The 20,816-nt window shown below is 42.9% G+C and carries 14 protein-coding genes; 7 read left to right on the top strand and 7 right to left on the bottom strand.

What is annotated here, in order from left to right; all coding sequences use genetic code 11:
* Window positions 1–65 precede the first annotated feature (65 nt).
* From A142_RS12955 to A142_RS12935, 5 genes are all read left to right on the top strand, one after another.
* Window positions 66–743, top strand: coding sequence for a response regulator transcription factor (locus A142_RS12955; protein WP_029405344.1), 678 nt, complete (start codon window positions 66–68; stop codon window positions 741–743).
* Window positions 740–2,026: a sensor histidine kinase gene (locus A142_RS12950; RefSeq protein WP_019821094.1), complete on the top strand. Its 1,287-nt coding sequence runs from the start codon at window positions 740–742 to the stop codon at window positions 2,024–2,026. Before A142_RS12955 ends, A142_RS12950 begins: the two co-directional genes overlap by 4 nt.
* 138 nt (window positions 2,027–2,164) lie before the next feature.
* Window positions 2,165–3,100 carry a pyridoxal-phosphate dependent enzyme gene (locus A142_RS12945; protein WP_029405343.1) on the top strand — a complete coding sequence of 312 codons (936 nt, stop codon included), beginning with the start codon at window positions 2,165–2,167 and terminating at the stop codon, window positions 3,098–3,100.
* A gap of 224 nt (window positions 3,101–3,324) precedes the next feature.
* Window positions 3,325–4,062 (top strand): dienelactone hydrolase family protein, encoded by a 738-nt coding sequence (locus A142_RS12940; protein WP_019821090.1) that lies wholly within the window; start codon window positions 3,325–3,327, stop codon window positions 4,060–4,062.
* A gap of 176 nt (window positions 4,063–4,238) precedes the next feature.
* Window positions 4,239–5,144: a MalM family protein gene (locus tag A142_RS12935; protein ID WP_019821089.1), complete on the top strand. Its 906-nt coding sequence runs from the start codon at window positions 4,239–4,241 to the stop codon at window positions 5,142–5,144.
* An 88-nt stretch (window positions 5,145–5,232) separates the two neighbouring features.
* On the opposite strand, the gene A142_RS12930 is transcribed toward A142_RS12935, so the two are convergent.
* On the bottom strand, window positions 5,233–8,046 hold the full coding sequence (locus A142_RS12930) for a glycoside hydrolase family 3 protein (RefSeq protein ID WP_019821084.1): 2,814 nt from the start codon (window positions 8,044–8,046) through the stop codon (window positions 5,233–5,235).
* A gap of 142 nt (window positions 8,047–8,188) precedes the next feature.
* On the opposite strand from A142_RS12930, the gene A142_RS12925 reads away from it, so the two are divergent.
* Complete coding sequence (locus A142_RS12925) at window positions 8,189–9,067, top strand: helix-turn-helix domain-containing protein (RefSeq protein WP_019821082.1); 879 nt, start codon at window positions 8,189–8,191, stop codon at window positions 9,065–9,067.
* 280 nt (window positions 9,068–9,347) lie between these two features.
* On the opposite strand, the gene A142_RS12920 is transcribed toward A142_RS12925, so the two are convergent.
* Both A142_RS12920 and A142_RS12915 read right to left on the bottom strand, forming a co-directional pair.
* Window positions 9,348–10,679, bottom strand: a complete 1,332-nt coding sequence (locus tag A142_RS12920; protein WP_019821079.1) for a carbohydrate porin — start codon at window positions 10,677–10,679, stop codon at window positions 9,348–9,350.
* A 456-nt stretch (window positions 10,680–11,135) separates the two neighbouring features.
* The gene (locus A142_RS12915; protein WP_019821077.1) at window positions 11,136–12,734 is read right to left on the bottom strand and encodes a glycoside hydrolase family 16 protein; all 1,599 of its coding nucleotides are present in this window, start codon (window positions 12,732–12,734) and stop codon (window positions 11,136–11,138) included.
* Between the two features lie 547 nt (window positions 12,735–13,281).
* Here A142_RS12915 and A142_RS12910 point away from each other — a divergent pair.
* Window positions 13,282–14,277, top strand: coding sequence for a LacI family DNA-binding transcriptional regulator (locus A142_RS12910; RefSeq protein WP_019821076.1), 996 nt, complete (start codon window positions 13,282–13,284; stop codon window positions 14,275–14,277).
* A gap of 90 nt (window positions 14,278–14,367) precedes the next feature.
* Here the strand turns inward: A142_RS12910 and A142_RS12905 are convergent, their stop codons facing one another.
* The 4 genes from A142_RS12905 to A142_RS12890 form a co-directional block, all read right to left on the bottom strand.
* Window positions 14,368–17,811 (bottom strand): hypothetical protein, encoded by a 3,444-nt coding sequence (locus tag A142_RS12905; RefSeq protein WP_019821075.1) that lies wholly within the window; start codon window positions 17,809–17,811, stop codon window positions 14,368–14,370.
* Window positions 17,812–17,884: 73 nt separating this feature from the next.
* A complete protein-coding gene (locus A142_RS12900; protein WP_017071889.1) occupies window positions 17,885–18,874 on the bottom strand; it encodes an ABC transporter ATP-binding protein in 990 nt (329 codons plus the stop codon).
* A 10-nt stretch (window positions 18,875–18,884) separates the two neighbouring features.
* The gene (locus A142_RS12895; RefSeq protein ID WP_019821072.1) at window positions 18,885–19,838 is read right to left on the bottom strand and encodes an ABC transporter ATP-binding protein; all 954 of its coding nucleotides are present in this window, start codon (window positions 19,836–19,838) and stop codon (window positions 18,885–18,887) included.
* Window positions 19,838–20,815: an ABC transporter permease gene (locus A142_RS12890; protein ID WP_019821070.1), complete on the bottom strand. Its 978-nt coding sequence runs from the start codon at window positions 20,813–20,815 to the stop codon at window positions 19,838–19,840. Before A142_RS12890 ends, A142_RS12895 begins: the two co-directional genes overlap by 1 nt.
* Window position 20,816: the final 1 nt, after the last annotated feature.

Below are 20,816 nucleotides of genomic sequence, written 5' to 3'. Positions count from 1 at the left end.
TTATTGACATATTTTTCACGCTCACTCAGGATAATGTTACCGTCTATTTCTGTATGAGAATCAAAATGAAACGAGTTCTGTTAGTCGAAGATAACCGTGAAATCGCAGGTGTCTTGTTTGATTATTTTGAGTGTATTGGCATGGAACTCGATTATGCGGACAACGGCGAACTCGGCCTGCAACTCGCGTTGGAAAACTCATTTGATATCATCATATTGGATCTGATGTTGCCAAGAATGGACGGCCTCACAGTTTGTAATAAACTGCGAGACCAAGGCAACGCAACGCCTATTCTAATGCTTACCGCGTTAGATAGCCGAGATGACATGTTGAAAGGGTTTGAGCATGGTGCCGATGACTATCTAACCAAACCTTTTGATTTGGATATTTTGGAAGCCCGAATGAAAGCGCTTGTTCGTCGTTACCGAGGAAAAGTGGCTTCTTCTAAGCTTCAGTTTGATGAACTCACCATTGATCAAAAAACCCGTAAAGCCTACCGTAAAGACAAACTGCTCGCACTTAACCCAACCACTTACACCATCCTTGAGATGCTGTGCCAAAAAGCACCTGAAGTAGTGACTCGTGAAGATATTTCCTACAAGCTTTGGCAGGAAGACGAACCCAACAACGATGTGTTACGTAGCCATATCTATCAGCTGCGTAATCAACTCGACAAGCCTTTTGACACCCAAATGTTGATTACTGTCCCTAAAGTAGGATTCCGTTTGGAGTCTTCAAATTGATTTTGAACGTTCTCACTAGCACTAAAACTCTAACTGGCCGCCTAGCGGTTTTCTTTGGGGCAATGGCCGTGATTGTATCGGCCTTTGTCTATTTAGTTTTTGTTGCTGCACTCTACATGTCAGAAGATCGCGTCGGTGAAAGACGCATCCTGATCGACCGTAACTATGCGGTTGGTTTATTCCAAGCAGGCGAAAGCGGTGAGTTAAGAATTGATGACCTGACGATTGCTTACAACGACCCTTCATTGATACCTGCAGAATACCTCAAGTACATTAAAGACAAAGAAAGCTTTGTTGGCGAGGTGGGTGAAGAGCCTAACTCTCGCATGGTGTATGTTGGTGAGTATTCAGATAAAGGTCAAACCCACCCAATCGTTCTGCTTTCCGAGATCGACCGCGTCGAGTTTGATATTTACGAACTGGTTTATGCGACCACCTTTGTACTAACGTTACTCTCTATTCTAATTTTTAGCTTTGGTGCTCTGCTCTATCGGTTATCTAAACGGTTAATTGAACCCTTTAACTCTATTTCCGAACAACTGGAATCCAATAAGCTTAACCTCAATGAAGAATTTAGTGTCAATGACGACGCCGCGGTTGAGTTTCGTCAGCTCACCGATCAACTCAATCAGTACCGAAGAGAAATCAATTCATTACTCAAACGAGAACAAGCCTTTGCTCGTTATTCAAGTCATGAGTTGAGAACCCCACTAACGGTCGCTCGTGGTGCGAATAAATTGCTATTAAGAAGCGAAACAACGGAATTTCAATCTCGTCAGGTTGAGCGCATTGATGAAGCCATTATCCAGATGTCAGAAATGGTCGATGCCCTACTCGGCCTCGTGCGTTACGAAAGAAACAGTGACGATGCGCCACTGCGACTGTTTAGCCAACAAGAGTTAGAGACTATCGTCTCAAAAAACTCAGCACAGGCAGATGAGAAAGACGTCGAAATTTCCATGCATGTTCAATCCGAACCCACCATTCAAGCCACCAGCGCGATAATGAATATGTTAGTCGGAAACTTGTTGAGAAATGCCATTGCAGCGACCAATAGTGGCACCGTAACGGTCACTCTGTCCCAAGAGAGTGTTGTGATTGAAGATCAAGGAGAAGGCCTCCAAGAACAGTACAATCCAAATGGGCATGGGTTAGGTTTATTGATTGTCGAGGACTTGTGTCAACGCTTCCAATGGGGCTTTGAATTGGTCAATCGCAGCTGTGGTGGATGTACCGCTAAGATCACCTTTCAAACCGATCTATCCGCATCCACCCCAGAGTAAATGAGTTCATAGTTCGAAGCTCAATATCGAACGAAAACTTGATTTAGTTGGTTTACAGCGGTCCCTAGCTACTAGATACTCGTTATCCTATTTGAACTATAAATGCTGGCTCTTGAGTCAGCATTTTGTCTAAGTGCGATGAAACTAAATAATAGCCCTGTAACTCAACATCAATTTAACGATCACACCTTTTTCTTAAAGCGTGACGATCAGCTGCACTCCCACTTTTGCGGCAATAAAGCCCGCAAATTCATGAAGCTGCTGGAAGACGATCACCCAGAAACTACAACATTGATCAGCTATGGTTCTGCGCAGGCTAACTCTCTGTTCTCACTCGCGGCACTGGCAAAGATCAAAGGTTGGACGCTTGAGTTCTACGTCGACCACCTTCCCCAGTGGCTACTAGAACGCCCAATAGGTAATTACCGTGGTGCAGTAGACCTTGGTGCGAAGGTAATTTCAGTCAAAGAGACAGGCTCTGAGCTTCATCCACAGGAGTATATTGAGCAAATAAGACAGCCAGATTCTCAGTGTATTGTATTGCCTGAAGGTGGACGCTCTCAGCTTTCTGAATACGGCGTGAAGCAACTGGCGATGGAAATACTTAGCTGGACGCGTTTCGAAAACAAACACGATTTCGTGGTGGCACTACCAGCAGGCACCGGCAGTACGGCTCTGTATCTACATAAGCATTTAAAAGTGCACAACATCCCGGTGTTAACCTGTGCGTGTGTTGGCGGTAATAGCTACCTAACACAACAATTTAATGAGCTTGGCGAATCCGATCATCCACAAATACTGCCACTCGAAACCAAACATCACTTTGGTAAGCTGTATCAACAGGACTATCAAACCTGGTTGGATCTACAAGAACAAACGGATATTGAATTCGACCTGCTCTACGACCCATTGATGTGGCAATGTTTAGAACGATGGCAAGATAACAACCCAACCAAAACCATTATCTATATCCATCAAGGCGGCATCTTAGGTAATGAGTCGATGTTGCCGCGCTATCAACGTAAGTACCCAGAACTTCGAAGTAGTCACACCGCTGATAACGCTACTTGGTAGTAATCCGTTCTTTTCTCCTCTAATACCCCCCGCGTTTCTGCGAACTGAGAGTTTCTCAGCGCATCATGAACAGCCATCGCGCTCCCTATCGATGGCTGTTTGTCAGCAATAGCCACCTGTTATCCCTGCCTTACATTTCAAGTTAGAGACAGAAATCTGGCGAGAATCATCGCGTTATCTATACTTTCGATTGGAACGTCAATTGTCATCGAAAGGAATTACGCATGCGAACACTCACTACGCTCGGCCTATTTTCAGTTTTACTGCCCTTCTCTGCGATATCAGGAGAAAACGTCACTTACCAAGTCGATGGGATGGATTACGAAGGTTATTGGAGTGAAGCCAGTGACCAAGCGCCTTTGGTGCTGCTAATACACGACTGGGATGGCTTAACCGATTACGAAAAGAAACGTTCTGAGATGCTCAACAAGCTAGGTTACAACGTGTTCGCCATCGACCTATTTGGTAAAGGCATTCGCCCGACCGAAGTGAAAGATAAAAAGCAACACACCGGCGAGCTGTATAAAGACAGAGAAAAAATGCGTGCGCTACTTAGCGCGGGAGCAATGGAAGCGAAAAGGCTTGGTGGTAACTTAGATAATAACGTGATGATGGGTTACTGTTTTGGTGGCGCAGCCGTTTTAGAAGCCGCACGTGCGGGTATCCCATCCAAAGCTTATGTCACCTTCCATGGCGGTTTATCAACACCGAAAGGACAAGACTACTCTGAGACAAAAGCTCCTGTTGTCGTGTTCCATGGCACAGCTGACGCCATGATCTCAATGGAAGACTTTGGCAGCCTCGCCGCTCAGCTTGAAACAACCAAAGTTCCGCATGAAATGATCACCTACAGTGGTGCGCCGCATGCCTTTACCGTCTTCGGCTCAAACAACTATCAACAAGAAGCTGACCAAAAATCCTGGGATCGCTTTGCTCAATTATTAAGTTCGGTTTCTCGTTAGCTTTCAATCTAGGTAACAGTTCAACGACAACCTGTTACCTAATTCGTATCAATTATTGGCAAGTATTTCTCTAAATTTGTTGTCCGTCACTCAAAAAGAAAGCGCTTTCTTGTAGTGTGTCACTATTATCAATTAAGTACTCTGAATCAGATATGCTTTTTTACTGTGAGTAAATTATGAAATATTTAGCAATACTACCAGCGGTATTCGCACTAAGCGCCTGCTCAACAGTGACAGAGTCACCGGTTAGCTATCACAAAACTTCTCCGGGGCTAGAGTCGCTACAAAACAACGAAAACTGCTGCGAAACCCTGAGTAACATTCAATATCAAAGCATTACAAACCCAGAAGAAATATCGGTTTCGATCACCACAGCAAGCCCTAAAATCGAGTTCAAATCTGGCCGATCCTTTGCTGGAGGGCTAAAGCTTCCTACAACACTAGATGCTATTCGTTTTTCAATGACTTCAAATGCTAATTATTCAGCATTCGTTCCGTCACTTTTGGTCTTAGACAAAAATTATCAGCCGCTAGATGTCATTGGCAATGAAAGTATTAAGTACCAGCCACTTAGCCTGCTTGATGGTGCTCGATATTGCGCACAAATAGAACTGCAAGAACGTTACTTAAACGGCGAGACTCCTGCTTACTTGGTCGTATTCACAACCAGCGAAGCACTCGCAGAAACAACTCCTGTCGAAAAACCAAGTGATATGGCGATACGTTCTGGCGATATTCAGGCAAACATCGCTCATAACACGGATTACGCCATCCCCCATTCTGCAATCGGGAAAGTCTCCTTTGATTTTAAATTCACAGCGGTAACCACCGTTGTTGAAGAACAAAACCGTCAAAAACGAGTTCAACAAATTATTCCAGAATCAACCGTAGCCCAATCAGATTTATTAACGGAAAACACACTGAATAAGAAAGAGGTTTATCAAACTCTTATAGAAAACTCGGTTTCATCTGGAGATTTTAGTGCAGCACTGACTTACGTTGAAGAATCTGAGCGATTAGGAATCGAAGGGATGCGAAACTCCTTTGTTGACGCGATGAAGCAATATCAAAAAGCACAATAACTCAGCCTCTAAGTAGTCGTTTATTTTCTCTCACTTTACCTCTTTTTTGAGCAATGAGAGTTAAATAAACGACTGTTATCCCCCAGTCCTATTCAGGCATAAACGAAAATTCTAATTGCTCCAATTCTAAGCCTAATTTGATGAATTCAATATCCAAAGAATAAAAGCCTTTATCAAGCTTAACGGAGAGCCCTTCAACTGAAACTGTCTCGCCATTAGTACCATTCACTGATAGAGACATCGCATACATGTTATTGAGACTCAAACTACACGCAGATTGAGCCAAGGTGCCGCTATCGTAGTTAACAATACCTGCACATCGATACACACCAGCCTGTTTAACTTCCAAAACAATGCTACGGTTTTCTCTGATATTAAGTGGTAATACTATTGCATGTTGCTCTGCCGTCAGAGAGCAAAAGTCTCCATCAGTTTTACTCTGTTGTTTATCAATATTTTGAGTCGCCTCAAAGCTCTTAACTGGATCAAAAGCGGCTAATGGGCGGCCCATTGCTGGAGAGTCCATAATAAAACGACAAATATTCATCGCGCTTCGTTGCAACTCCCCTAAGCTCAACGTTCCGTTTTCAAGCGCCTGTAACGTATCGTCATTCGACACGTTATTTTCCGCACCATCATGCTCAACAACCATATACAGATCATTTTGAGAGCGAAGCATAAAGGATGTGTAACTTCGACTTTCAGAACCACCTTTGATTGGGTCATTCATTTTTGCCCACCAATCCGTCATCACTATCCCTTTATAACCCCACTCCCCACGAAGAATCGTAGTATTGAGGTCGTAATTGGATGCAGCCCAGTGACCATTAATAGGATTGTAGGAGGTCATAACACTCGAGGCTCCTCCTTGTTTTACCGCTATTTCAAAAGGCCTTAGATGAATCTCACGGAGCGCTCGCTGAGAAACCACGCTATCAACATTAAATCGTCCAGTTTCTTGGTCGTTCGCAACCAAATGTTTGATAGTGCCGGACACGCCTGCAGATCTAAGACCAAGAGTTTGAGATGCAGCCATTACCCCTGAGAGAAATGGATCTTCTGAGAAATACTCAAAATTTCGACCATTCAAAGGGTGACGGTGGATGTTAATCCCAGGGCCAAGCAACGTATCAATATGATTGGCTTGCATCTCTTTCCCTACTAAATGAAACAGTTGTTCATTCAGTTCTGTATTCCATGTGCAGCCCAATAGCGTGCCAATCGGGACTTGTGATGCTTTGTGTCCACTATCCATTCGGATACCCGATGGGCCATCAGCAGCCGCAACAATAGGGATACCTAAATCAAACAAGCTTGGTGATACACCACCAAAAGCCGCAGCAGTACCAGGGGTTACCTTGGGGCTGCACATGCCTTCACCACGAACAATTGTCGCCAGCTGTTGTACTGTCATTTGCGATACAAACGCCTCGATATCCGCCTGTCCCTGTTTCACATCAAGCAACTTGATTCCCTTATCTTCACTAAAAGGAATCGAAGTTGGGAGTTCAGTTAGAATACGCTCGCTCAAATCGACGCTTCGTAGTGGCACAGATTCATAGTCGCAACTGTAAACCCCATTTTGCCCTATCTCTTTTGGAACGAGCCTTTTAAAAGCGGTGACGGGTGCCAGAGCTTCCGTTAGTTGCTCAACAACTATTAGTTCATCAACTTTTATGCTTTCGTCAACCAGCCTTGCTTGTCGAACGCTGCCTCCCAAATAGAACTGATATTCCCCTGCTTCAAGTACATAGCTATTAGGGTGGCCCGTCTTACCAATATCATCAAATGACGCTAACGAAGATAGAAGAAATGAAACCTTAACACGTGCTGTTTCATTTGGAGCCAATGTGGGTGTTTTTGCAAACCCTGTAAGTGCTCTAGATGGCTTCCCCAATTGGCCTTGAGGCGCTTCAACATATAATTGAACAACATCCTTGCCACTGTATTTCTCACCTATGTTTTTAACTTCAATATCAAATACCAACTCTTGTTCAGAGTCAGAACCAAGAATCGTTAGCGCATTTAATTGATTGGAAAAGCGGGTGTAGGACAGCCCAAAACCAAACTCAAATTGAACAGCTTTAGGATTGAAAGTTTCAAAATACCGATACCCGACATAAATATCTTCTTGGTACAGATTACGCTCTTTATTTCCGAAGCTAACGCTGGAAGGGTAATCAGATAAAGAGTGCGCAATAGTGTCGGTCAAACGTCCACTCGGGCTAACATCACCTGATAAAACATCAGCTAAAGCATGCCCCCCTTCCATCCCTGCAGCCCAGCTATACAAAATCGCCTTGATCGACCTTGCATCTTTGAGTGAGCTTACCCATGACATATCAATAATATTAGTCACGTTCAGTATCACAATGACGTCATCAAAATGTTCCGTCACTTTCTCCAACATCTGCATTTCGAGCACGGTTAAATTGTAACTACCTTGCTGCTGTGCATTATCTTGATCCTCACCCGCTGTTCGACCGATAAAAATAATGGCTTTGTTAGATTTGGCGGCGGCATCCATCACAACAGAAGCTGAAAGAGGCATTTCATCTTGAAACCAAGGTTCAGCTGCCCAACCACCACCGCCGTCATTGAACGGGTTGTCCTTGACCCAGCGTTGGTATACCTCCACCAAACTGAGATTAAGATTGATGTTTGGATTCTCATACAAGCCCTGTAATGCATTAACGGAATAAGGGACATTCACCGCTCCACCAGATCCAGTGCCACTTCGGTAGGTATCAATCTGACAGCGACCAAAAAGAGACACCGTATCACTAGCCTGCAATGGCAATATTGAATCACTATTTTTTAGTAGCACAATGCCCTCAGTAGCCGCTTGTCGACTTATGGGTGCAAGCTGCTTCTGTGCTTCGAGAATTTCCACAGTATTCATTTTAAGTCCTACTATTTTTTTACTTAGAGCAAAAATTTGACCTCTCGCTCTAAAAGTTAATATTGTCTTTGTTCAAAAAATAGTAATCTTAACTACGGCGTGTAACTACCAAATAAGCGACAAAAATAGGTAAAATAGCGACATGAAAACCAAGTTTAGACTCCAAAGTCATCAGAGATATCCTCAGATAAAATTTGCCTATGTCGATGGTCATCACGATTTCGACTTTGACGTACATAGCCATGACTTTTCTGAACTTTTCTTAGTTGTGAGTGGTAGTGGGAAGCATACGGTAGCTAGCCACACTTACCCTTTAAGTACAGGAGATGTATTTGTTATTAATGGGGATATTGAACATGGATTTTGTGAAGTAAATAAACTGAAGATTGTAAACTTGATGTTTGATACGGCATTGCCTTTTTTTGAGGTCCCTTCAATGCGTCAAATGCCAGGTTATCAAGCACTTTTCAAGGTAGAACCAATTGCTCGACAAGCATCTGAATATCAAGCAAAGCTTACGTTATCACTTTCTCAGTTGAAACGAATCAATGGACTTCTACAACAAATCAAATCGGAATACGACAACGCAGAACAGGGGTTTGAAATCATATTGACGAGCACAATGCAGCAACTTGCGATAGAACTTTCTCGGCGATATCAAGAACAGACCCATAGCTTACCAAAAACAACCCTGGCATTGAGCCGTGCTCTCGCACATATTGACCATCATTACAAAGAAGTAGGATTAGATACAGAAACCATTGCGCAAGCGGCGTATATCAGCAAGCGGCAACTAGAAAGGTTATTCAGGCAGTTTTTAAATACATCCCCAAACCAATACGTCAAAGACCTTCAAATTCGACACTCGGCAACCTTATTATTAAACGACAACAAAAGCATCCAACACATTGCTGAGTCTTGCGGCTTTTCTGACAGCAACTATTTCTCCAAATGTTTTAAGACCCAAAATGGATGCAGCCCTCGCGAATTTAGAAAGCAACATGCTTCCCATAACTCATAACCCTTTCCCCCTTAAGCCTTAAAAGATTAGATATACCACACATAAAAAAACCGCTTCTTTCGAAGCGGTCGATGAGTATCTTTGGCAAGAACACATTTGAAATGAAACTCAAATATGGAAGACTCATAGCAATATAAATGAACCCCTATACGCTGCTAGGAAAGAGCTCAACTATTGCAATAAATAGGGATATCGAGAGCCTTGCCCGCCCTAAAGGCAAGGCCGTCATACCACTCCCCCGGTATGCTCGATATCACTTAAGACCCGAAGGTAAATAATTCTACCACCACATGTCAGCTTGAATACCTACAACAAAGTCACCCTCTTTACCCGTGCCGTCTTGCATTTCACCATCAAGGTAAGATGCCATGAAGCGAATTTCTGGAGATGGACCGAAGCCAGAGTGCACAACAAGAGTCGGTGCTACTGTTAGTTTGTAATCATAAGAATTCTTTGACTCACCATTACGGTCTTCGTAGTTGTACATGTAACCAGCTTCGGTAGCGATAAAGAAGTTTTCTGAAATTGGGAACGTTGGTCGCACCATTGCTGATACCCAGCCGTCTGTGTCGCCATTGTCAAAATCGTTGTACTGGGTTTGAAGAGAGTGGAAAATATTCACACCATTTTCAAAAAAGTACCCACCCCATGCTAAAGCACGTAGTGATACATCGTTTTCATCAACAGCCTTCAAACAAGACGTACCACAGCCCGTGCCTGTCGTTAACCAACTTTGATAGTCGCTACCAGGCTTATACGTGTTGTAAGTCGTAAGAGTACCGCCTAAAAGGTTACCCGAACCTAAGCCTTTACCAGCCTGCGCGATGTATTTTGTAAAGCCTTTATCTGACAACCCAAAGACAGACTCAGTGTGAACAATTGCCGTCATTTCATAGCCATTCTCAGCGAATGCTTCTGGGCCATTACCAAAACCTAAATCGACCATATTGTCTGGCATATACTTAGCCATAGCGTGAAGCTCAACACTGCCAAAGTTCACGCCAGCATGAAGTGCATGCATGATGTTGTTGCTGTCGCCCCAGAAACTTGTATCGCCAGAGTCATCGCTTGCAATATAAGCAAAGTCCCACTTATTACCACCTAGCTCAACACCTTCAATACCAACACCAGTACCTGACATATCCGTGTAGAAAAAGTCGGTCATAAATATGTAATTGTCTTTACCATAAAAGCGCTTACCACCCCATACAACACCGGTTTCAGATACACCTTCAAACTCGACAAAAGTTTCTGCCATACCAATTTCGCTGTTGGTTGCATCGGCATTGGCACCAAGTTGGTTGGTTGCATATTCCGCATTGTTGGCTGCTGCTCGTGTTTTGATTCGAATTTTCTGACCACCGTCATTCTCAAAATTTTTCTGCAGTGCAACTTCAAAGTGGCTATCCGACTCAACACCCAATCGACCTAAACGCTCTTTAGATGCTGGGAACTTTGCTCGTTTAAAATCATCATTTTCACTGAATAGAACACCAGCACGGAAATAACCGTGAAATTCAAATCCATCCGATTTTTCGGCATGTACAGCAGGTGCAGTAGACAAGCCAGCTGTAGCGACTAAACAAGCAAGGGTAAGCTTAGAAAGTTTCATAATAACTCCATGTTCCAAATTATACTTTCACAAAGAAAGCGCTTTCTTTATTTTTCTTAAAAAAACCAATCGAACAGATTTAAAGAAGATCAAATCTAAGCCCACATTCACTATGCACTCTTAACCTTATTGGCTTTAACCGCTCAGTTGGTATGGAAAGAGTATAAATCGATCTCGTGAATATAAACCGTGATCAACCCCACCAAAGAAAGCGCTTTCTTATACGTGAGTCACAAAAATAGAGATGTTAAGTATTTTGTTTGAACAATCATGGAACCAAGTAAAATGTCACTGTTTACATATTAAAAACGAATTGCTCCGTTCAATCACTCAGAACCAGTTTCGAAATACACCGTCGGTTGTCTTCCTCAAATAATCGTCGAAATAAAAAAGGGAACATACATTGTATGTTCCCTTTATATTCAGACTTTTATTCAAGCCCTTTTGTTAACAGGCTTACTTTTCAAATCGAATATTATCTAGTTTAAAACTCATTTCCCCTTGAGGCTCAAACACTAAAAGGTTAGTGATCATTGTTGGATCAGCTTGATTCCCACCAGCAAAACGGTTGTCTCTCTTTAAAATGTCAGCGATTGGAATACGTACCGTCTTCCATTCATTCATTGCTGATAGCGGCACGGTATAGTCACTTGTTTTCGGCCAGCCACTGTCCATCTTAACCAATAGTTCAACCCCGTCGGCCATACTCTCAACTTTCAAATCAAAGACCAGTTCACCCGTTTCTTGCCAATGTGTCACATCTGTTACAGGAGAACGAAAATAGATATTTCCTGAACCTTCTTTCTTATTCACTTGTAGCACTGTTCCACGATTTGGTTCGGTCACTTCTTGATAGTCAACAATATCCAATGGGTCATAACTTGCATAAGCCAAGCTTGCGTTAAGAGTTTCGGTAAAAATCTCCAACGTTGGTCCATCAGCATAACTATCATCGGTTGCTAAGATCTCCGGAGCTTCGTGCCCTATCACTTGTATTGCATGTTCAGAGCGACTTGCACACCCTTTTCCTTTCCAACGATCAACCTTACAACGGTATACCTTTACTGAATCAACTAGCATTGTTTTCGGAAACAAACCTTCGTCGATGCCTTTATCATTTGCGTTCGCTGACCACGCCCCACCGACAGCCAAGTTCAATAACAAATGAAATTTTTCATCAAACGGAGCTGCTCCACTCGCATTAATGAGTTTCCCTTCTTCCGCTTCATATTGGCTGTACCAGCCCTCTTGAGTTTGAGTCGCGTAATGAATATTGTCTACATACCAACGAATTTCACCTTCTTCCCACTCAATCGCGTATGTATGGAAGCCATCAGTTGGGTTCACACCATTTGGCAATATCGCGGCCTGCCCTTTATAAACATTGTCTGGCCAATTTCGTCCGTAATGTAACGTCCCATAGACTCGGCTCTCTAGATCATCATTTTTCGCTCCCGCCGCATCTGAAAGTGTGTTTAGGTTAACCGCTTCCATAATATCGATTTCGCCAGAAGCTGCCCATGTGCCGTATTTATTGTCGGTTGGCAGCATCCAAATTGCGGGCCATGAACCTTGTCCACCAGGTAACTTTGCTCTGATTTCATAACGGCCATATTTGGTGTCACGCTTGTCTTTTGTACTTAGTCTCGCAGAAGTATAAGGGAGTGTTTTAGTTGCTCCGCCAATCGTACCTTCGGCATTGTCAGGCCCAGTATGACTTTGCTTCAGCGCGACAATGTGTAAAAAGCCATCTTTAACAAATGCGTTATTAGGATCATCCGTGTAGCACTGTTGTTCATTGTTCCCTCCTCCCCAACAGTTCACTTCTAATGACCAATTACGTTTATTTATTTGCTCGCCTTTAAACTGGTCTTCCCACACCAATTGCCAGTCTGGACTTAAAGTAACTGGAGCATGGGATAGCACGATCGGTTTTTCAGTTTGAGCTAAGTCAGCACTTTCAGATACCGGCAGCTCTATCGCCGTGCAGCCAGACATCAAAGCGGCAGAAATAAAAGACGTTAATATCTTTACCTGATTGGTTAGATCTTGCATTACAACTCCTTGTATCACGACTTTCTAAGCAGGCGACACGTAATATCGGAGCCCATAACAGAAAGTCGATAAATGAATAACTCCGCGAGCATGGACCCAATATGCCATGCACGACCGTTTCAAAATGAGTATATAAAAGTGCATAGTTCAAAAAAGAGACAATGCTCACCTTAGGAAAGCGCTTTCTTGTTGAGTTTCACATTTTGCTAAAATTCGTTGTGATTTGCGTAGATTCCCAAGAGCTTTTATGACCTGATTATCTGCATAACACCCTAGAACCCCTTTGTTCTCAGGCTTCTATTTTTTATAGCTTACAACGAAGTTCAGAAAAACAGATTAACTTTCACCACAACACAAAGAAAGCGCTTGCTTGATATTTAGTCGAGTATATGGAAATATTCGTGACCTTACTTTGCATGCTTAACCTTCAAATTTAGCGTTAAGCAGTTCAGAGTTTTTAAATATTAATCATTGGATTACTAGGCTCTTATTGATCACGAAGGTAATATAGCTTAGTTCACTCCTTGTAGAGATAAGGCCACTACCATTGATCACCATTAAAGAAGTATCTGAACTTGCTCAAGTTTCTCAATCAACCGTCTCACGAGCATTAAATGGTCACCCTACGGTAAAGGAAGCCAATCGCGAAAAAGTATTTAAAGCTATTGAGCAACTGGGCTACAAGCCTAATGCGTTTGCACAAGCTCTAGCCTCCAGTCGTTCAAATAGCATTGGCATGCTAGTTGGTTCGCTTGATGGGCCTTTCTATGGACCATTAATGCATACAGCTGAAGATACCGTTCGCCAAAATAATATTCACTTAATCGTTACAAGTGGCCAGGAATCACGAACCAAAGAGCTCGATTCTATCCAGTTTTTGCAATCTAAACTTGTGGATGGCCTCATTGTTCACTCAGACAAGCTCAGTGATGACGAACTGATCAAAATAGCGAAAGACAGTGAAACAATGATTGTTCTCAACCGTTTTATTCCTGAGATTTCTGATCGCTGTATTTACATTGATAATGAGCTTGGTGGCTACCTTGCAACGAAGCACTTACTTGAGAACGGCCATAAAAAAGTCGCTTGTATCACAGGCCAGTTGAGTAAAGTTGATAGTAGAGATCGCTTTCAAGGGTATCGAAATGCCTTGCTAGAGTTCGGTATCGAATACGACGCAGGGCTGTTTGTAGAGGGGCGCTTTGATCATCAAGGTAACCATGAAGCTGCGCGACGCTTGTTAGACCGAGACCCTGAGATCACCGCGATTTTCTGTCAAAATGACAACATAGCGCTTGCTGTATATGACGTAGCAGCAGAGAGAAACCTCATTATTGGGCGAGACCTTTCGGTCGTAGGCTTCGATAACGATACTCACAGCCAGCATATTCGTCCTCGCTTATCGACGGTCGATTTTCCTGTCCATGAAATGGGAGAAGAAGCTGCAAAAGGTGTTTTATCGTTAATTAATAAACGCGACTACCCATTGAAGCACAAATTAACCCCGACATTGATTGTAAGAGAGTCCGTGGCCAAGCTTTGATTTTTGTATATCAAACACCCTATTTTTTACACTTAAAAGAAAGGCTCTAAGTATTCACTTAGAGCCTTTTTATTTCACTTCAAATTAGAATTAGAGTAACTGGTGCTTTGAGAACACGACAACGACTTTCTCAATGAGACCACTACGAGAAAAGAGCTGTGAAGCCATTTCATGATTTAGCGTTAACGATGCAAATGCCTCACTTGTTCCGTCTTTAAACTGAACTTCAATACCCTGTGTTGGCTCATCATTGAGTTGGTAAATAAATGGTACCTGACAGTAAGTAAAAGCCAGTTGCCCAGCCTGAACAATAAAGCTCTGCATTTGTCCTTCAATATTTTGGCAGTCAAAAGTCGCCGCTTTTTGTAAGAACTCTTTAGGACTAAGAAGTGAAGGGTTAATTACAATTGTTCCATCAACGACCTCTAGACCTAGCTCGCCAAAACGGGTAATCACTTCTTCCTTAACTTGCCCTGTCATCCCTGGCTGCTGTGCTCCAGAGTGCTTTGGCGTATGAGAATACGGATCCGTCGGAAACGCACCGTAGTTTTCCGGCGTTTTGTTGAAACCAATACCAGCTCTCACTTTGTAATAGTAATCCGCTAATTTAAGAGTTTCCTGGCTATTAGAATCCATACTCCAAGCATGCTGATAGTTTTCTTGCACAGCTAGCAGCAACTTAGAAACCATATGCCAATAGATACAACCTAAACCTTCATAACCAAACATGGTTCCCGAACGTCCAGTAAAGGCTTTATGGTTGAATACACGCTCATACAAACTAGATACATGACAAAATTCATCATCACTAATTGACGGGTAATCGGCTTTAATTTCATCAATCGCAGTCTGAAGGAAACCTTTGTTCTCAAAACTTGAATTGAAGTGGTAAGAACCTTTGCTGTCTTGGTTTACTAATCGGTTATCTTTGGCAACAACCATCATGCTTAACAACTTGCTCTGATCAATGTCTTTAGCGTCTAAACAGTTTTTGTCCATAAATGAAGCCAGCTCACGGTCAGGGTAAAGCATGAAGCTGTTTTGATCAGCACGATACATGTCACTGGCAAACAATTTATCCAACAACTCAACCGCTTGTTTAGGTGATAATAGACCCGAACTTAATACTGCAACTTGCCCTTCTAGCATCGGGTAAAGCTCTTCAACCATCAAGCTCTCACCAGAACAACTCAAGATGTTATACGCATTGTATAAACCGTCTTCACGCAAGTTGTTTGCAATCGTAGAATCTAGGACTTTTAAGCTCGCGCCCATCAATTGAACAATCGCTTCTTTCTCAACTTTCGTTTTCCCTGAGAATCCATTTACTCGGTACACGCGCTCACGATAATTAGCAGCGGATTTAGCCAGCTTAGTCAGCATTGCTTTACGAGTTTGACGAGTGACCGTATCTTGACGAATCTCTGTATTTGCCTCTGAAACGATCTGTGTAACAGAAGACATCCACTCAAACACTTCTTTGGAAATACTGTATGAAGATGGTGACTTCTCTAACAGGCGCTGCATAAAGGCAACATAGCGACGCATGTAGTACAAGGTTACCATTGACAGACCGTTACCAACGATAGCGTTGTTTGCATCATTCCATTCTGGACGTTGCGTATTGAGCCAAATACCACCATCAAGCACTAAGTTACTCAATTTCGCCAATAAAGGGACGAGTATCTTCTCCATTAAGTTGACCATATAAACTTCTTGGTCACCCGTCATCAACAAACGACCGTCACTGCCTAAACTCTTTACACGTTGCTCTGTCAATTCCTGCAAGTCTTGGTTGAACTCTACGGTATCTTTAGGGTTATCAAAGAGACCTTGAACTCCACAAAGCTCGTAAGGCACGTTGGCATAACTAAAAATGTCACTTTCTAGTAATTCGATAAGATCGCTTTGCTCAAATTTGTCTGCCAACTCAAGGAATTTTAATAGATAAATGATTTGATGATCGCCCCAGTAACCAATGTTACTCCAAGGATCATCCGCCTCTAACAGCTCCCAATCTACACCATCTTTAGTAATTCGATACGGATTGTAGCCATCTACCGTTGAAGCATTAACAAACTTAGAGATGAATGATTTGATGAACCCTGGATAACTAAGAGCCATCGCTTCCCAGTTTTGGAAAATATCACGCCAGTTGCCTTGATAAGAAAGTAAGCGTTCGCCATTTTCATCTTTGAGCTTAATCTCATAGTGGTTCCAAGGGCGACTAGGGTCACCATGACGACGTCCAAAAGTAAGCGGTAGATACTCGTAGCTCAATCGAACTAATTGAGAATCTCCTGTCGCTTTAGCGCGCGAAACTAATTCGGAATGGCTGAAAACATCCCCTAACTGATCAAAAAAGTCTTGATGGCGGCCTGCTACCTGAGAGTTGGCCTTTTCCATAGTTTTAACTACGTCAGCCTTTTCTAACATATAGCCGTTTTCAAACACGCCACCACGCATGTTATTGAACAACACATTGGCATAATGGTGAACGCTGGTATTTTCTTCGGCTGTTATTTGCCACGCATCCGCACCAGACATTAATGTGATTAATTCATTTTGATTATCTGCAATGCTCTTTTCTAAAGCTAGTGCTAGGTTAGCAGGAACAGAGAGCTCAGATTGAAGCTGACAGATATCGGAATGAGTCTTGTCTATATCAGCGACAATCGACCAAACTTTGGTTTGATGTGCTCGCAGCGTCAGAGACTTATGAACTAAATAACTTCCTCTAATCCCTTTCGTTAAAGGTTCACTTTTAACCGCTCGACCTTTTCTGAACGCATTAACTTGAGCACTCGTCAATAAAATTTGGCTGCTTTCCGTTTCTAAGCTGAAGACTGTCGTCGCTAGCAAAGATTCAGCAGGGTCGGCTCTATCACTCAATTTCGCGTACATGCTGAACAGAGCCAATGAACTACCATCAACTTGTTCATTCCACTTGTACGCATCAACTAATGCACTTCTTGTTTGAAGAGCTGATAACGGAGCACCTGAAGGAAGTATATTTTGTAAGCCATCTAGTGCTTCGACTTTACGCTCGAAGCTCGCTAGATTGGTCAGTTTTGAACGACGAATAAATCCGTATTTTTCACTCGTATTCCAGCTGTATTGGAACTGTAGTTGCAAAGTATGGTTTATCTCTTCAAATACGATTTTGTCTCCAATCGTATTTTTATAAAGATTGCGTTCAACATCAAAAATACCATCATGGAATGTATTAAACGGTTCCCAAAGTACAACCTTGTCGCCATGTTCAATACGGAAGATGGATTTTGAGCCGGTGTTTTCCGCATTTTCATGAATATGGTCAACAGACTTGTAAGGAAAAAGCGCATTTTCCGGACGAATGCGTCCAGCTGAAAGGCTGCCTGTTGATGAAATAAATAACCAGTGATCGCTCGACGATACAACGCTAATAAAGAATGGCGTCATTTGGTCAACATTAGAGATTTGGTAGTAACGCTCACCATCTAAATCAACGAACTTGCCATCGACCTCTGGTGTTAAGTTGTAGTCTTGTTTCATATCAAAATTCCAAAAATTCTTACACTTAAGTTTTGAAAGCGCTTTCTTTTGCATTTCAAAAAGGATTTAAAGTTTACAAATGATGACAACGAGCAAAATGCTCTTCTGCAATTTGAGTCGGTTCTGGTATTGATTGCGTGCAAAGTTTGTCAGCTTTCATACAACGGCTTGCGAACGGGCAACCTACGCTACTTGGCTTCCAAGAAGGGATATCGCCTTTTTTCACGTTCATGTCACGCTTGCCCGATTTACCGACTTCTGGCACAGCTGACAACAACAACTGAGAATACGGATGTTGCGGGTTCTGAGTGACGTTGTCGCTATTGCCCCATTCGACCATATGTCCTACATACATCACCGCCGTTTTCTCAGCAAAATAACGCGCCGTCGCAATGTCATGAGTGATGTACATGAACGAAATACCATGCTTATCTTTCAAGTCAGCCATTAGGTTTAGGATTCCTAATCGCACAGACACATCAAGCATAGAGATAGGTTCATCAGCTAGGATAACTTCCGGGCTAACAGCAATTGCACGTGCAATTGCGACACGCTGTCGTTGTCCACCACTTAGTTCATGCGGGTACTTCTCTGCGGTCTCTTTAACTGGTGTTAGCCCAACCATTTCAAGCAATTCATAAACAAGATTCGGAATCGCTTCTTTTTCTGCTCGTTTATGGATAAGTAAAGGTCGCGCAATATGGTGGTAAATCGTGTGTACAGGATTCAGCGAGCCAAACGGGTCTTGAAAAATCATTTGCACTTGGCGTGCATATTCAAGCTCACCATATTTTTCAATATAGTCAGACAGAGGCTCACCTTTGAATTCGATATCTCCAGCCGTCTTATCGTAAATTCGGGTAAGAATTCGAGCTCCTGTGCTTTTCCCTGAGCCAGATTCACCAACAATCGCTAATGCTTCTCCTTTACGTAGATCAAATGAAACATCATTTACGGCTCGCATCATATTGCTTTTGACTGACTGGCCAAGTGGGAAATCTTTTACCAAATTCTTAACTGATAAGATAACTTCGCTTTTATCAACGTTCTTTAAAGTATTCATAATCTTTCGCTCAAACTAGGTGACAAGATACGTGATGCCCGGTCGCAATAGCGCCCAAACGAGGCTCACTTTTAATGCACATTGAAATGCATTCGCCACATCGCTCTTGGAAGTTACATCCTTGAGGTGTATCCAAAAGGTTGACAGGATTCCCAGGGATCCCGTAGAGACGTTCTTTTGGCCCATGAATAGTCGGAAATGAAGAGATAAGCCCTTTTGTATAAGGATGCTTAGGTTCACTAAATACCGTTTTCGCATCACCTAATTCGATAAGGTTACCCGCATACATCACGCCAATTCGATCAGCAATTTCGCCCATTAGGCTTAAGTCGTGACTAATAAACAGAATAGAGAATCCAAACTTACTCTTCAGCTCATACAGTTCATTCAAGATTTCACGTTCGACCACCACATCAAGTGCCGTTGTTGGCTCATCCATGATGATCAATTTAGGTTCCAGCGCCAAAGCAATAGCAATAACAACTCGCTGACGCATCCCTCCACTCAGTTGATGAGGAAAGCTCGACATTCTATCGCCATGAATCCCAACAGTTCCTAACAGCTCGACCGCACGATCGTGAGCCTGTTTATAAGGTATTTTTTTGTGCGCTAGAATAACGTCCGTTAGCTGCTCACCGATGGTAATAACGGGATTAAGTGAATTCATTGCGCTTTGAAAAACAATAGAAACGTCATTCCAACGGAAGTCACGTAGCTGCTTGTTATTCATCTTTAAAACATCCTGCCCTTTGTAGAGTATTTCACCCTCAGAGATAAGCGCTGGTGCTTTATGTAAGCGTGATATAGCAAAAGCCAATGTACTTTTACCGCAACCAGATTCACCGGCAATACCGAGCGTTTCACCGGGCGCAATGGAAATACTAACGTCATTAACGGCTCTTGCTACGCCATTAGGAGAAACGTAATCAACACACAGGTTATTAATTTCTAATAGATTGCTCATTATAGGCCTCGGCGTTTATCTGCTTCTTTTTTAAGTTTGTGCCACAGTTTGATGTGTGGGCCCGTACGTAATTTAGGGTTGCTCACTTGGTCAATAGACATGTTAATCAATGCGAGTCCACCACCAGTAATCGCTAACGCTAGTGCAGGCACCAGCATTTCCCACCATGCACCGGTATATAACGATGAAGAGGTCTGTGCCCAATACAACATAGAGCCCCAACTCACCTCTGTTGCATCACCTAAACCTAAAATACCTAGACCAGCTTCGGAGCCCATTGCGTAGATAACCGTGCCTAGGAAGCCACCAAAAACAATCGAAACTAAGTTTGGTAAGATCTCGACTAAAATAATGCGGATTTTTGATTCCCCCATCACCTCTGCAGAAATGATGAACTCTTTGCTTCTAATTGCCATGGTCTGTGCACGAATCACCCTAGCCCCCCAAGGCCAGGAGGTTATCCCTAACAACACGGTAATAACCAGCGAACCGACCTGCCCTAAGAATGCGGCGAGAACAATCAGCAAGGGTAATTGTGGAAACACAAGAAATACGTTAGTAATGAAGTTCAAGCGTTCATCGACTTTTCCACCAAAGTAACCAGATGAAACCCCAACTAGCACTGCTATTGTCATGGCTATTACGCCCGCAGAGATCGCAACAGTAAGCGACTTTCTTGCTCCAAATAGAACCTGGCTATATACATCACGTCCGCTACGAGTCGTGCCCATAATATGCTCAGAGCTTGGTGCAACATGTGGACGTGCTACGCGCTTTTCTGGGTTATGAGTCGATAATACAGGTGCAAATAACGCCCCGGCTAAGACAATCGTAAGTAAAAAAGTACCTATAATGGCCGGGGGGTTACCGTAGAAAAATGCGTAAGCTTTACCGAGAGTTTTCTTTACGTTTTTCCACGACCATTTTGGCTCACGTACTGGCATATTCGGCTGGTTAGCGGTTTTTTGAGTGTCCATT

The sequence above is a fragment of the Vibrio splendidus 12E03 genome (assembly GCF_000272105.2).
Lineage (GTDB): Bacteria > Pseudomonadota > Gammaproteobacteria > Enterobacterales > Vibrionaceae > Vibrio > Vibrio splendidus_I.
Note: the sequence above shows the minus strand (reverse complement) of the source record. Positions and strands in the feature narration are given on the sequence as shown.

What these genes read in the sequence shown, in the direction of transcription:
- A142_RS12955 (WP_029405344.1), top strand. Translation starts at nt 66, where the DNA reads ATGAAACGAGTTCTGTTAGTCGAAGATAACCGTGAAATCGCAGGTGTC.
- A142_RS12945 (WP_029405343.1), top strand. Translation starts at nt 2,165, where the DNA reads ATGAAACTAAATAATAGCCCTGTAACTCAACATCAATTTAACGATCAC.
- A142_RS12940 (WP_019821090.1), top strand. Translation starts at nt 3,325, where the DNA reads ATGCGAACACTCACTACGCTCGGCCTATTTTCAGTTTTACTGCCCTTC.
- A142_RS12935 (WP_019821089.1), top strand. Translation starts at nt 4,239, where the DNA reads ATGAAATATTTAGCAATACTACCAGCGGTATTCGCACTAAGCGCCTGC.
- A142_RS12930 (WP_019821084.1), bottom strand. Translation starts at nt 8,046, where the DNA reads ATGAATACTGTGGAAATTCTCGAAGCACAGAAGCAGCTTGCACCCATA.
- A142_RS12925 (WP_019821082.1), top strand. Translation starts at nt 8,189, where the DNA reads ATGAAAACCAAGTTTAGACTCCAAAGTCATCAGAGATATCCTCAGATA.
- A142_RS12920 (WP_019821079.1), bottom strand. Translation starts at nt 10,679, where the DNA reads ATGAAACTTTCTAAGCTTACCCTTGCTTGTTTAGTCGCTACAGCTGGC.
- A142_RS12915 (WP_019821077.1), bottom strand. Translation starts at nt 12,734, where the DNA reads ATGCAAGATCTAACCAATCAGGTAAAGATATTAACGTCTTTTATTTCT.
- A142_RS12905 (WP_019821075.1), bottom strand. Translation starts at nt 17,811, where the DNA reads ATGAAACAAGACTACAACTTAACACCAGAGGTCGATGGCAAGTTCGTT.
- A142_RS12900 (WP_017071889.1), bottom strand. Translation starts at nt 18,874, where the DNA reads ATGAATACTTTAAAGAACGTTGATAAAAGCGAAGTTATCTTATCAGTT.
- A142_RS12895 (WP_019821072.1), bottom strand. Translation starts at nt 19,838, where the DNA reads ATGAGCAATCTATTAGAAATTAATAACCTGTGTGTTGATTACGTTTCT.
- A142_RS12890 (WP_019821070.1), bottom strand. Translation starts at nt 20,815, where the DNA reads ATGGACACTCAAAAAACCGCTAACCAGCCGAATATGCCAGTACGTGAG.